At 67.3% G+C, this 12,426-nt stretch carries 10 protein-coding genes and 1 pseudogene; 10 read left to right on the forward strand and 1 reads right to left on the reverse strand.

The genetic code is table 11. The features are described from left to right. The 3 genes and pseudogenes from ACFWZ4_RS00005 to ACFWZ4_RS00015 form a co-directional block, all read left to right on the forward strand. A pseudogene (locus ACFWZ4_RS00005) lies at positions 1-182 on the forward strand (UDP-glucose 6-dehydrogenase); the annotation flags it as partial. Beyond that, entirely contained in the window at positions 175-387 is a 213-nt protein-coding gene (locus ACFWZ4_RS00010) for a SlyX family protein (protein ID WP_439702725.1), read from the forward strand. The pseudogene ACFWZ4_RS00005 and the gene ACFWZ4_RS00010, both read left to right, overlap by 8 nt. Positions 388-444: 57 nt before the next feature. Next, positions 445-1,005: a DUF2058 domain-containing protein gene (locus ACFWZ4_RS00015; protein WP_439702726.1), complete on the forward strand. Its 561-nt coding sequence runs from the start codon at positions 445-447 to the stop codon at positions 1,003-1,005. A gap of 72 nt (positions 1,006-1,077) precedes the next feature. On the opposite strand, the gene ACFWZ4_RS00020 is transcribed toward ACFWZ4_RS00015, so the two are convergent. Further along, entirely contained in the window at positions 1,078-3,138 is a 2,061-nt protein-coding gene (locus tag ACFWZ4_RS00020) for a 3-hydroxyacyl-CoA dehydrogenase NAD-binding domain-containing protein (RefSeq protein ID WP_439702727.1), read from the reverse strand. Positions 3,139-3,287: 149 nt separating this feature from the next. Between ACFWZ4_RS00020 and ACFWZ4_RS00025 the strand changes: the two genes are divergently transcribed. From ACFWZ4_RS00025 to lepB, 7 genes are all read left to right on the forward strand, one after another. Then, a complete protein-coding gene (locus tag ACFWZ4_RS00025; RefSeq protein ID WP_231320334.1) occupies positions 3,288-3,785 on the forward strand; it encodes a hypothetical protein in 498 nt (165 codons plus the stop codon). A 7-nt stretch (positions 3,786-3,792) separates the two neighbouring features. Continuing rightward, positions 3,793-6,333, forward strand: a complete 2,541-nt coding sequence (locus tag ACFWZ4_RS00030) for a putative bifunctional diguanylate cyclase/phosphodiesterase (RefSeq protein ID WP_439702728.1) — start codon at positions 3,793-3,795, stop codon at positions 6,331-6,333. A gap of 259 nt (positions 6,334-6,592) precedes the next feature. Next, the gene (rpoE, locus tag ACFWZ4_RS00035; RefSeq protein WP_209621599.1) at positions 6,593-7,189 is read left to right on the forward strand and encodes an RNA polymerase sigma factor RpoE; all 597 of its coding nucleotides are present in this window, start codon (positions 6,593-6,595) and stop codon (positions 7,187-7,189) included. Beyond that, positions 7,186-7,830, forward strand: a complete 645-nt coding sequence (locus ACFWZ4_RS00040; RefSeq protein WP_439702729.1) for a sigma-E factor negative regulatory protein — start codon at positions 7,186-7,188, stop codon at positions 7,828-7,830. The genes rpoE and ACFWZ4_RS00040 overlap by 4 nt, the downstream gene beginning before the upstream one ends. 112 nt (positions 7,831-7,942) lie before the next feature. Next, the gene (locus ACFWZ4_RS00045) at positions 7,943-9,427 is read left to right on the forward strand and encodes a DegQ family serine endoprotease (protein ID WP_439702730.1); all 1,485 of its coding nucleotides are present in this window, start codon (positions 7,943-7,945) and stop codon (positions 9,425-9,427) included. 146 nt (positions 9,428-9,573) lie between these two features. Further along, positions 9,574-11,364, forward strand: a complete 1,791-nt coding sequence (gene lepA, locus ACFWZ4_RS00050; RefSeq protein WP_439702731.1) for a translation elongation factor 4 — start codon at positions 9,574-9,576, stop codon at positions 11,362-11,364. A gap of 95 nt (positions 11,365-11,459) precedes the next feature. Next, a complete protein-coding gene (gene lepB / locus ACFWZ4_RS00055) occupies positions 11,460-12,377 on the forward strand; it encodes a signal peptidase I (RefSeq protein ID WP_439702732.1) in 918 nt (305 codons plus the stop codon). The last annotated feature ends 49 nt before the right edge of the window (positions 12,378-12,426 follow it).

The following is a 12,426-nucleotide window of genomic DNA, read 5'->3' on the forward strand; positions in this document are numbered from 1 at the left end:
TGGCGATCGTGACCGAGTGGAAGGCGTTCCGCGCGCCGGACTTCGCGCGCATCCGCGGCGCGTTGAAGGACCCGGCGATCTTCGACGGACGCAACCTGTACGACCCGGCGCAGGTGGAGGAGGCGGGACTGGCTTATTACGGCATCGGGCGAGGGCGTTCGCTGAGGCCAGCGAATGTCTGACATCGAGCGCCGCCTGGAAGAACTCGAGGTGCGTCTCACCTTCCTCGATGACACGGTGACCGCGCTGGCCACCGCAGACGCCGAGCAGGCCATGCGGCTGGTGGCGCTGGAGCGCGTGCTGCACGATCTGCGCGCGGAACTCGCCTCGATGCGCACGTCGCAGGGCAGCGATCCGCATAGCGAGCCACCGCCGCCCCACTACTGACAAGCACCGGAGGCGCGTGGCGCTTCCGGAAGACCAACGCAACACTGGAGCCGGATCATGGCCGACTCTCTTCGTGACCAGCTGCTCAAGAGCGGCATCGTCAAGCAGGTGCGCGAGGAACAGCGCGCGAAGTCGCCGTCCCCGGTACCCCGGGGCGGACGTCCGCCGCAGGGCAAGGGCAAGGCGCACGTGCCGAAGCCGCGGCGCGACAACGGCGAGGTGGACCTGGCCAAGGCTTACGCCATCCGCGCGCAAGCGGAGGCTGCCGAGCGCAAGCGCGCCGAACAGGAGGCCGCCGAGCAGGCGCGCATCAAGCGCGAGCGCAAGGCGAAGATCCAGAAACTGCTGGAAGGCCAGGCGCTGAACAAGGCCGAGGCCGACCAGGTGCGTCACTTCGAATACGGCGGCAAGATCCGGCGCGTGCACGTGGATGCGGACCAGCTATCGGCGATCAACGACGGGCGGCTTGGCGTCGTGCAGCAGAACGGCCGCTATCTGCTGGTCAGTCAGGGGATCGCCGAGCAGGTGCGCGGGATCGATCCGCACCTGCTTGCTCTATTGGTCGATCCGCAGGCGGTGACCGACGATGACGGCGTGCCCGACGACCTGATGTGGTGACGTGGGGCAGCCTGAAGCCCACCACGTCGGTCGGGAGCGCTCGAAGGAGGGCCGAAGCCCACCCAATGAGGGCTACGGCGTCATCGGCTGGCTGAGCGCCGGCGAGTCCCAACCCTGCTTGGGCAGGAACCGTTCGCCATGCCGATGCGCCAGTTGTTCCAGGCGGCCGCGGACGTTGGCGGCACCCTCGCTTCGGATGTACTGGATCGGGCCGCCGCGGAAAGGGGCGAAGCCCGTGCCGAAGATCACGCCTGCGTCCAGAAGCTCGGCATCGTCCACCACGCCATCGGCGAGGCAGGCGACCGCCTCGTTGACCATCGGCAGGATCATGCGGTCCTGGAGGTCAGGCGGCGGCGTGTAGTCCGGATCGACTTCCGGTTTGACCGGCTTGCCGTCCTGCCACACGTACAGGCCCTGGCCATCCTTCTTGCCACGCTTGCCGGCTTCGAGCTTGTCCTCGATGCCGGGCGGCAGCTCCAGCCCCAGGAACGGTGCCAGTTCCTTGCCGACCGAGGCGCACACGTCAAGGCCGACCGTGTCGGCCAGCTCGATCGGCCCCATCGGCATGCCGAATTTCTTCGCCTCGCGGTCGAGCACCGGACAAGGGACGCCTTCGCTGTACAGGCGCAGGGCTTCGAGTAGGTAGGGCATCAGGATGCGGTTGACCAGGAACCCAGGCGTGCCCTTGACGGCCACGGGCACCTTGCCCAGCGCCTTGCAGAACGCCAGTGCGCGCTTTTCGACGGTCGGGTTCAGCTGGTCATGGCGCACGACCTCGATCAGCGGCATCTGAGCCACCGGATTGAAGAAGTGCAGGCCCAGGAACCGTTGCGGGGCGGCCAGTCCCGGACGCAGTTCGTCCAGCGGAATGCTGGAGGTGTTGGTGGCGAGTATTTCCTGCGCCCTGAACTGAGGCTCGATCTTCGCGTAGAGCTCGCGCTTGGCCTCGGGGTTTTCGTAGATCGCCTCGATCGCGAGATCGGCCGTAGCCACGCCGGCGCCTTCGACATCCGCCCGCAGGCGGCCCATCGCGGCTTCCACCTTCTCCGGCGTCTTGAGTTTCTTCTCGTAGAAGTTGCGGGCGCGATCCAGCGCGGGCTGGACGAACTTCATCTCGCGGTCCTGCAAGGTCACGTCGAAGCCCTTGTAGGCCGCCCAGGCGGCAATGTCACCGCCCATTACGCCGGCACCGACCACGTGCACGCGTCGGATGCCCGGGTCGACGCCGCCGCCGGCGCCCTTGAGGCGCTCCTGCAGCAGGAACACGCGGATCAGATTGTGCGCCGTGGGCGTCTGCGCCAGTTTCGCCACCGAGCGGGCTTCGAGCTTCAATCGCTGCTGGATGCCAGAGCCGCCGTTCTGCCAGACGTCGATCAGCGCGAACGGCGCCGGGTAGTGCTCCTTGCGCACCTTGGCCGCGGTCTGCTTGACCACCATCGGCGCCAGGATCTGGCGTACCGGCCACCAGTTGGTCGCCCAAGCCTTGGCACGCTGGGCGAACGGCCGCGCATGCGGGCGGCGCAGCAGGGCGCGGGCCTCGGCCAGCAGTTCGGCTGGCGGCGCCACCCGGTCGACCACGCCCAGCGCCAGCGCTCGCCGGGCCGAGAGCGGCCTGCCAGTGAGCATGATCGGCAGTGCCTCGGTGGCGCCGATCAGGCGCGGCAGGCGCGCGGTGCCGCCCCAGCCGGGATGGATGCCCAGCATCACCTCCGGCAAACCGATTTTCGTCTGCTCGTCGTCGGCGGCGATGCGTTGACGGCAGGCCAGGATCAGCTCCGCCCCGCCGCCCATGCAGGCGCCGTGCACCGCTGCCACGGTCGGGCAGGGCAGGCGGGCGAGCGATTCGAACACCTGCTGGCCGTGCCGGATGTTCTCCAGCACCGTGTCCTGCGCGGCGTAGCGTACGAATTCCTTGATGTCCGCACCCACGGCGAAGCCCGAGGCCTTGGCCGAATGGAGGATCACGCCGGCGGGCTTCTCGATCGCCAGGCGCTCGACGATCTGCGCCAGTTCGTCCAGCACCTCGCGCGAAATGGCGTTGACGCTGCTGTCGGCGCGATCGAGCGTCAGGGTGACGATGCCGCCCTCGTCCACACTCGTCTTCCAGTGATTGAAGCGCAATCCTTCGAACATGGCGTTGGGAGGGTGGCCGGGGAGCGTTGAACCATACCGCTGCGTGCGGATGAATGCGAGTTGAGGGGCGGGTCGCGATCGGGGCCGATCTTCCGGAACGGTGACCTGGCGCTATTGCGCTTCGCCCGCAAGTCCGTAACTTACGCTCGATGAACCCCTTGCTGGCCTCCGCCCCGCCCCCTCCCGGCATCGAGATCTTCGAGCGCATCCTGGCCGCGCCGGCCGGGCTGATCCTGCTCGAGGGCTGCGACAGCCAGGCGCTGATCGAGCAGTTCCGGGCGGTCGTGCGCCGGAGCGGGCAGACGGTGTATCTGTGGCAGCCGGACCTGGGCCTGGGCAATCTGATCGACGCCCATGCACGCGTGCCAGGCAGCCAGCGCCTGGGGGCGGCCCTGCGCTACATGCAGCAGAGCATGCACTTCGGCGTCTACCTTCTGATGGGCCTGGAGCCACCGTTGTCGGCAATGGACAGCACCCTGCTGCGCCAGCTGGCCAAGCCGCCGACCGGGCACGTGCGCCGGGTCGTATTGCTGGACGCCTCGCCCGCGCTGATCGACCACCTGGGCGACATGGCCATGCGCATGAAAGGCCAGCCCGATGCGCCGCTGCGCCCACGCTTGCGCGACGGCCGCTGGCTGGTTGCCTGAGGACCACGTGAGCGCCGGCATCCTGGTGGTCGCTGCCCAGCGCGATTTGCGCCGGAACGTGTTCGACGCCCTGGACGGCGCCGGCCACCCGACCATTCATACCGCCCGTGGGGTGCCGCACGCCGAGTTGCTGCTGGACGGTCGCCCCCCGCTGGTGCTGGTAGTGGTGGCCTTCGACGGCGACGAAATCGATGCGCAAACGGCCTGCGAGCAACTGCGGCGCATTCCCGCCTGTGTCGACGCTCCCATGATCGCGGTGCTGGGCGAGGGCGCCACGGTCAAGCCCGGTCAGCTTCCGCCTGGCGTCTCGGACTGGCTGTACGCCTCGCAGGTGGAGCTGGAACTGGTTGCCCGCTGGCGCCGGACCCGTCCGCAGGCGGCCCTGCCGATGCTGGCCGGGCCGGACCAATACCGCTTCGCATTCGAAGAGGACGCGAGCGAATGGTTGATCGTCGATCCGCAGACCGAGCGCGTGCTGGAAACCAGTTCGGCCGTTGTCCGGCACAGCCACCTCGAGGTCGAGCAACTGGTCGGCCGCGGCCTGCGGGAGCTGCTGGCTTTCGAGGGCATCGCGATCGAGCACGTGCTGCAGCAGGCCGACCGGCGCTGGTACGCCTGCCAGCGGCGCTCCAGCCGCGGTGCGGACACCGGCCAGGCCAGCGCGCGGCGGGTCCGCCATGGCGGACAGGACGCGATCGCGCTGCTGTTCCGTAGCGACCGGGCCGACATCCGCGCCGAGGCGGCGCTCAGCCTGCTCTCGCGCATGTTCGCCTCGGCCAGCGGCATCGATACGCAGAAGGTGGCTGCCCGTCTGCTGGTGGACGAGCTGGGCCTGGACTATCTGGCCCTGTGGTCGTCCCGACCCGCGGAGGGTGCTTCCGGACCTGGCCTGTTGATCCAGCTGTGGCGCGGCGAGGACCAGCCCTGGCCCGCGCCCGCCCAGCAGGGTGTGCTGCGCCAGGTGCTGGACGGCAAGGCGATCCTGCATCCGGTCGACGCGCGCAAGCTCGGTGCAAACGACCCGCTGATCGAAATGCTGGGCGTCTCCGGTTTCGCGGGCCTGCCGCTGTTCGACGAGCGGCGCTCGGTCCTGGGTGCCCTGCTGGTCGGCAGCCGCACGCCGTTCGGCGACATGGGCCTGGTCGAGCCGGTGCTGCGTTGCGCGGCGGCGCGCTTCGCGCATGCGCAGGAGCTGCGCCTGACCCGTGAACAGGGCCGCGCCGAAGGCTTGATCGATTCGCTCACCGGCCTGCCCAATCGCCTGCTGTTCAACGACCGCCTGGACACCATCATCCGCGAGGCGCACCGCACCCGTGAAACCTTCGCCGTGCTGTTCGTCGACCTGGACCGCTTCAAGGACATCAACGACACGCTGGGCCACGCCGCCGGGGACCATGTGCTGAAAACGGTCACCCATCGCCTTTGCTCCAGCGTGCGCGCCTCCGACACGGTGGCCCGCTACGCCGGCGACGAGTTCGTGGTCGTGCTGCGTCACATCATCAAGAACGACGACGTCCTGCGCGTGGCGGAGAAAATCGTGCAGGTGATGGAAGCGCCGCTGAAGATCGCCGGCGAGGAAGCTCCGCTGAAAGTCACCGCCTCGATCGGCGTGAGCTTTTACCCGGACGACGCGCTCGATGCCGAGACTCTGCTCAAGCACGCCGACGAGGCGATGTATGCGGCCAAGCGCCAGGGCCGAAACAACTTCCAGTTCTACGAGATCAGCCCGGAACAGGCGCAGCAGCACGATGTGCTGCTCAAGACCCGCCTGCGCCACGCCGAAGGCAACGGCGAACTGCGCGTGTTCTACCAGCCGCAGGTGGATGCCGAGAGCGAGGACATCGTCGGCATGGAAGCGCTGGTGCGCTGGGAACACCCGGAACTGGGCCCGATCAGCCCCGGCGTGTTCATCCCGCTGGCGGAGGAGACTGGTCTGATCGTCTCGCTCGGCGCCTGGGTGCTGCGCACCGCCTGCCGCCAGGCGCACGAGTGGGAGGAGAAGTACGGCCTGCGCCTGCGCCTGGGCGTCAACCTCTCGGCCGTGCAGCTGATGGAACCTGACCTTCTGGACACCGTGACCGCCGCGCTGGCCGAGACCGGGCTGGATCCGCGCTTGCTGGAGCTGGAAGTCACCGAGAGCATCAGCATCAAGGCGGTGCCCAACCTGGTGGAAAACCTGCACGGTTTGCACCGGCTCGGCTGCCGCATCGCCATCGACGACTTCGGGACCGGCGCCGCTTCGCTGGACTACCTGCGCAAGCTGCCGGCCGACCGCATCAAGATCGACCAGAGCTTCGTGCGCAACATCGGCATCGACCCGGACGATGAGGCCATCGTACGCGCCACCATCGAGATGGCGCACCGCCTGAAGCGTGGCGTGGTGGCCGAGGGCGTGGAGATCGAGCAGCACCTGAAATTCCTGCGCGCCAACCACTGCGACGAGCTGCAGGGCTACCTGTTCTGCCGTCCGCTGCCGCATGCCAGCTTCGACCGCCTGCTGGCCGAACGACAGCGCCTGCTGGTCGAGCCGCAGGCCAATGTCGCCTGATCGCCGGGCGTAGGACGGGCCTGAGCCCACCGCTCTCCGCGGCACCGGGCAAGGGCGGGCTGGAGGTCCCTGCAACCCACCTTGATCCGCGCGATCCAAGCCGCATCTGGAACATGTGCCGTCGCTTGTCGACGGTTTTTTTTGGACCGGCCTGCCGTGGTGATGCCCGTGTGAACTTGCGCGTGCCCCGCTTGTCTGAGGGCGGCGCGTTACCATCCGGCTGGCGCCACTGAAGCGGTTATCGAAGGAGACGGCCCGGATGGGCGAAAACGAACTGGATAGCGCCCTGGTCGAGCGTGTTCAAAACGGCGACCGGCGCGCTTTCGACCTGCTGGTGCGCAAGTACCAGCACAAGGTGATCGGGCTGATCTCCCGCTACGTCAACAATTACGCCGAGTGCGAGGACGTGGCGCAGGAGGCCTTCGTGCGCGCCTGGCGGGCGATCGGCTCGTTCCGCGGCGACAGCCAGTTCTATACCTGGATGTACAAGATCGCGGTCAACACGGCCAAGAACCACCTGGTGGCGATGGGGCGGCGCCCGCCGATGGACGACATCGCGGCCGAGGACGCGGTTTTCCTGACCGGCGCCGAGCGGATGCAGGAGGGCGCCACGCCCGAGCGTGAATTGCTTCGCCAGGAAATTGAACAAACCGTCTTCGCCACTGTCCAAGCGCTGCCAGAGGAACTGCGGACCGCCATCACGCTGCGCGAGGTGGATGGCCTCAGCTACGAGGAAATCGCCGAGGCGATGGGCTGTCCCATCGGCACCGTGCGTTCGCGAATCTTCCGTGCGCGCGAAGCGATCGATCAGCAACTGCGGCCACTGCTCTCGGACCGCGAGGATCAACCGACATGACCCAAGACCAACGTGAACATCTTTCGGCCGGCATCGACGGCGAACTCGCCCGCGAGGAGCTGCGTTTCCTGCTTCGCCGGTTCGAGCACGATGCCGAACTGGGAGAAGCCTGGGCGCGCTACCACCTGGCGCGTGACGGCCTGCGCCGGCAATTGCCGGCCGTGGCATCGGCTGGGTTCGCGGCACGCGTGGCACAGGCAATCGCGCAGGAGTCCGAGACCAGGGGTGGGCGCCGCGCGCCGCACTGGTTGCGGTGGTCGGCCGGCGGCGCGATTGCGGCCAGCGTTGCCGTGGCGGCGTTGATGATCGCCCGCCCGGTGACGGACGACGATCGCGCATCGACAGGGCTGGCGCAGAGCGCGCCTGCCGCCGAAGTCACCCTTCCGACCGAGCCGGCCGCTCCGGCCGCCGTGCCGCCGTGGCTGAGCGGAGATACCGCGTCGCGCTACAGCCAGCAGGCTGCCGCGACCCTCGGGGAGAGTTACGGCGAAGCGTTGATGCCCTATGCGCGCAGCCTGTCGCCCTATCGCGTGCAGCCGGTGCGCACTCCCAGCGAGGAACCCGGTTACTTCCTGCTGATCGACCCGCAGCGGGCGGCCAATACCCGTTATCCGCGCCAGGCGGCTGCCGGCGCCCAGTGATCAGCGTCCGCGTGTCCTTACCGCGGACGTCTTCCCTCTAGCCATCGGCCGGCCCGTCCTGCGGGCCGTGCGCGGTCGCGTCCTTGGTTTTTTGCCTGAAGGAGGAGAGTCCATGTATCGAATTCCCTTGCGCACCCTGGCCTGTTGCGTGCTGATGGGCCTTGTGACGGCCGGCTGCGCGCAGGCCGAACCACCGACAGCACAGGCGAACGCGCCGGCGGCCAGGAGCGCTTCAGTGCCAGCGATGGCCAGCTTGCCGGACTTCACCCAGATCGTTAAGAAGAATGCGCCAGCGGTGGTGCACGTGGAGGCCAAGTACAACGGTCAGCGCCGCGAGTCGCGCACGCAGGCGGGCATGCCGGACGATCCGCAGATGGAGCTGTTCCGTCGCTTCTTCGGCATGCCGATGATGCCTTCACCGGAAGAGCAGGAACACACCTCGCTGGGCTCGGGGTTCATCATTTCCAGTGACGGCTACATCCTGACCAACAACCACGTGGTCGATGGCGCCGACGCGGTGACCGTGCGGCTGCAGGACCGGCGAACGCTCACCGCCAAGGTGGTCGGCACCGATCCGAGTTATGACATCGCACTGCTCAAGGTGGACCAGGGCGGGCTGCCCGCCGTGTCGATCGGCGAATCGCGCTCGCTCGAGCCGGGCCAATGGGTGCTCGCGATCGGCTCGCCGTTCGGCCTGGACTACACCGTCACGCAGGGCATCGTCAGCGCCGTGGGCCGCAACCTGGGCAGCGGCGACCAGCCCTACACCTCCTTCATCCAGACCGACGTGCCGATCAACCGCGGCAACTCCGGCGGACCGCTGTTCAACCTGCAGGGACAGGTGGTCGGCATCAATTCGCAGATCTATTCCAACACCGGCGGCTACCTGGGCGTGTCGTTCTCGATCCCGATCGACGTGGCGATGAACGCCGTGCAGCAGATCAAGGACCACGGCTACGTCACCCGCGGCCAGCTTGGCGTGCAGGTGCGCGGCGTGGACAGCCAGATCGCCAAGGCGCTCAACATGGACAATCCGCGCGGCGCCATCGTCGGCGTGGTGCAGGACGGTAGCGCGGCCGCCAAGGCAGGCATCGAGGTTGGCGACATCATCACCGGGTACAACGGCCAGCCGATCATGGATGCCGGCGATCTGCCACCCGCGGTGGGCATGACCAAACCGGGCACCAAGGTGCCGGTGGAGATCCTGCGCAACGGCAAGAAGCAGACCATCCAGGTAACGGTTGGCGAGGCGCCGCACGACAAGGCCGGTGCCACCGGCAACGACCATTCGTCGGTGCAGTCCGGTTCCGACGCGTTGGGCCTGAGCGTGCGCGAGTTGGACGAGGACGCCCGCCAGCAACTTGACCTGAAAAGGGGCGAGGGCGTGCTGATCGCCGACATCACCGGCCCGGTGGCTGCGCGCGCCGGCCTGCAGCCGGGGGACGTGGTGCTGCGCGTGGGCCAGCAGAACGTCGGCAGCGTGGCGGCCTTCCGTGCGGCGACCAAGGGCGTCAAGCCGGGCGACACCGTGCTGTTGCTGGTGCGGCGGGGTGACGACACCCGCTTCATTGCGCTGACGGTGCCTTCGGACAAGTAGGCGCCCGACTGCCTCGGCAGGAGCCCACACGTGGGCTCCTGCCGAGGCAGGGCTAACGTCCGATTCCATGCGACAATACCGGGTTCGTATCGCCATCCCGGCGATGCGCGGCCTTTGCAGGCCGCCAAGCCCGACCAGCGTATTCCATGGAACTGATCCGCAACTTCTCCATCATTGCCCACATCGACCATGGCAAGTCGACGCTTGCCGACCGGATCATCCAGATCTGCGGCGGCCTGAGCGAACGCGAGATGGAAGCCCAGGTGCTCGACAACAACCCGATCGAGCGCGAGCGTGGCATCACCATCAAGGCCCAGTCCGTATCGCTGCCGTACACGGCGCGCGACGGCAAGACGTACCAGCTCAATTTCATCGACACGCCCGGCCACGTCGACTTCTCCTACGAAGTGTCGCGTTCGCTTGCCGCCTGCGAGGGTGCGCTGCTGGTCGTCGACGCTGCCCAAGGTGTGGAGGCGCAATCGGTCGCCAACTGCTACACCGCGGTGGAGCAGGGGCTGGAAGTCGTGCCGGTGCTGAACAAGATCGATCTGCCCACCGCCGACCCGGAAAAGGTCAAGGGCGAGATCGAGGCCGTGATCGGCATCCACGCCGACGACGCCGTGGCGATCAGCGCCAAGACCGGCCAGAACGTCACCGAGGTGCTGGAAGCCATCGTCGCGCGCATCCCGCCGCCCAAGCCGCGCGATACCGACCGCTTGCAGGCTCTGATCATCGACTCCTGGTTCGACAACTACCTGGGCGTGATCTCGCTGGTGCGCGTGATGCAGGGCGAGATCAAGCCAGGGGACAAGCTGCTGGTGATGTCCACCGGCCGCGTGCACGAGGTCGACGACGTCGGCGTGTTCACGCCCAAGCGCAAGAAGCTGGAAAAGCTCGGCGCCGGTGAAGTGGGCTGGATCAACGCTTCGATCAAGGACGTGCATGGTGCGCCTGTGGGCGACACGCTGACCCTGGCCGCCAAGCCGGCGGACAAGCCGCTGCCGGGCTTCCAGACCATGCAGCCGCGCGTGTTCGCGGGCCTGTTTCCGGTGTCGGCGGACGACTATCCGGCGATGCGCGAGGCGCTGGACAAGCTGCGCCTGAACGATGCGGCGCTGTTCTTCGAGCCCGAGTCCTCCGAGGCCATGGGTTTCGGCTTCCGCTGCGGTTTCCTCGGCATGCTGCACATGGAAATCGTGCAGGAGCGCCTGGAGCGCGAGTACGACCTGGACCTGATCACCACCGCGCCGACCGTGGTGTACGAGGTGCTCAAGACCGACGGCAGCGTGATGGATCTGGACAATCCGGCCAAACTGCCGCCCGTGCCGCAGATCCAGGAGATCCGCGAGCCCATCATCGTAGCGAACATCCTCACGCCGCCCGATTACATCGGCAACATCATCACCCTGTGCGAGGAGAAGCGCGGCGTGCAGCGCTCCATCCAGTACATGGCCACGCAGGTGCAGATCAGCTACGAGATGCCGCTGGCCGAAGTCGTGCTCGACTTCTTCGATCGGCTGAAGTCCGTCTCGCGCGGCTACGCCTCGATGGATTACCACCACGAGCGCTTCGAAGCCGGTCCGTTCGTGCGCGTGGACGTGCTGATCAACGGCGATCGCGTCGACGCGCTCAGCCTGATCGTGCATCGCAGCCACGCCGACCGTCGCGGTCGCGACCTGGTCGAACGCATGAAGGACCTGATCCCGCGCCAGCAGTTCGACGTGGCGATCCAGGCCGCCATCGGCGCGCAGGTCATCGCCCGTTCCACGGTCAAGGCGCTGCGCAAGAACGTGCTCGCCAAATGCTACGGCGGTGACGTGAGCCGCAAGAAGAAGCTTCTGGAGAAGCAGAAGGAAGGCAAGAAGCGCATGAAGCAGGTGGGCCGCGTGGAAATCCCGCAAGAGGCCTTCCTTGCCGTCCTGAAAGTGGATAAATAGTCGCGCCGGGATCGGGATCGGGATCCGGATTCGAGGTGCGGCCTGCGCTTCGATCCCTGGATCCGGAGCCGATGCCGCGTCCAAAGGGAGTCACCATGGAATTCGATTTCTCCGCCATCCTGCTCGCCCTCACCGTGCTTTTCGGCGTGGTGTGGGGTCTGGATCGGCTGTTCCTGTACAACAAGCGCAAGGCACGCCTGGATGCGGCCGGCGAGGAGTACCACGACCCGGTACCGGTGGACTGGGCGCGTTCGCTGTTCCCGGTGGTGCTGGTGGTGCTGGTGCTGCGCTCGTTCGTCGCAGAGCCGTTTCGCATTCCTTCCGGCTCGATGATGCCCACGCTGGACGTGGGCGATTTCATCCTGGTCAACAAGTTCGCTTACGGCCTGCGCATGCCGGCCTTCAACAACAAGTTCCTGGACCTGGGCGAGCCCAAGCGCGGCGACGTGGTGGTGTTCCGGTTCCCCGGCTACCTGTGCCAGGACGAGGGGGGCAAGTGGGTGCGCAGCGGCGACATCAGCTGCTCCGACCCGCATGCGCCGGTGCCGAACCAGAACTGGATCAAGCGCGTGATCGGACTGCCCGGCGACACCATCGAGTCGCACGGCGACCAGTTGGTGATCAACGGCAAACCGGTGCCGGCCGACCTGATCGGGCCATTCCAGGGCCGCCCCAACGGCGACGAGTCGCGGTTGATGCGCGATTATGGCGCCGCAATGTGGACCGAGCACCTGCCCCGCTCGGAAGGCCAGGGCAACATCGACCACATGATCGCGCGCATGCCGGCCTACTCGGTCCCGCTTTCGATCCCCAACGACAAGGTGCCGGCCAGGGTGCCGCACGGCTGCTATATCGTGATGGGCGACAACCGCTACAACAGTACGGACAGCCGCTGGTGGGGCTGCCTGCCGGAGCAGAACCTGGCAGGCAAGGCCTTTTTGATCTGGCTGAGCTGGAAGGGGACCCAGGACGGCTGGATCGATTTCGGCCGTATTGGCAAGATCATCCACTGACGAAGGACGTGACGGGCGCCACCTGCGGCACCCGTGACCCGCGGCCAGG

Source organism: Frateuria sp. GZRe12 (genome assembly GCF_051900535.1).
Classification (GTDB): Bacteria; Pseudomonadota; Gammaproteobacteria; order Xanthomonadales; family Rhodanobacteraceae; genus Frateuria_A.

Coding starts and splice junctions, on each gene's coding strand:
- ACFWZ4_RS00010 (WP_439702725.1), top strand. CDS start 175: ATGTCTGACATCGAGCGCCGCCTGGAAGAACTCGAGGTGCGTCTCACC.
- ACFWZ4_RS00015 (WP_439702726.1), top strand. CDS start 445: ATGGCCGACTCTCTTCGTGACCAGCTGCTCAAGAGCGGCATCGTCAAG.
- ACFWZ4_RS00020 (WP_439702727.1), bottom strand. CDS start 3,138: ATGTTCGAAGGATTGCGCTTCAATCACTGGAAGACGAGTGTGGACGAG.
- ACFWZ4_RS00025 (WP_231320334.1), top strand. CDS start 3,288: ATGAACCCCTTGCTGGCCTCCGCCCCGCCCCCTCCCGGCATCGAGATC.
- rpoE (WP_209621599.1), top strand. CDS start 6,593: ATGGGCGAAAACGAACTGGATAGCGCCCTGGTCGAGCGTGTTCAAAAC.
- ACFWZ4_RS00040 (WP_439702729.1), top strand. CDS start 7,186: ATGACCCAAGACCAACGTGAACATCTTTCGGCCGGCATCGACGGCGAA.
- ACFWZ4_RS00045 (WP_439702730.1), top strand. CDS start 7,943: ATGTATCGAATTCCCTTGCGCACCCTGGCCTGTTGCGTGCTGATGGGC.
- lepA (WP_439702731.1), top strand. CDS start 9,574: ATGGAACTGATCCGCAACTTCTCCATCATTGCCCACATCGACCATGGC.
- lepB (WP_439702732.1), top strand. CDS start 11,460: ATGGAATTCGATTTCTCCGCCATCCTGCTCGCCCTCACCGTGCTTTTC.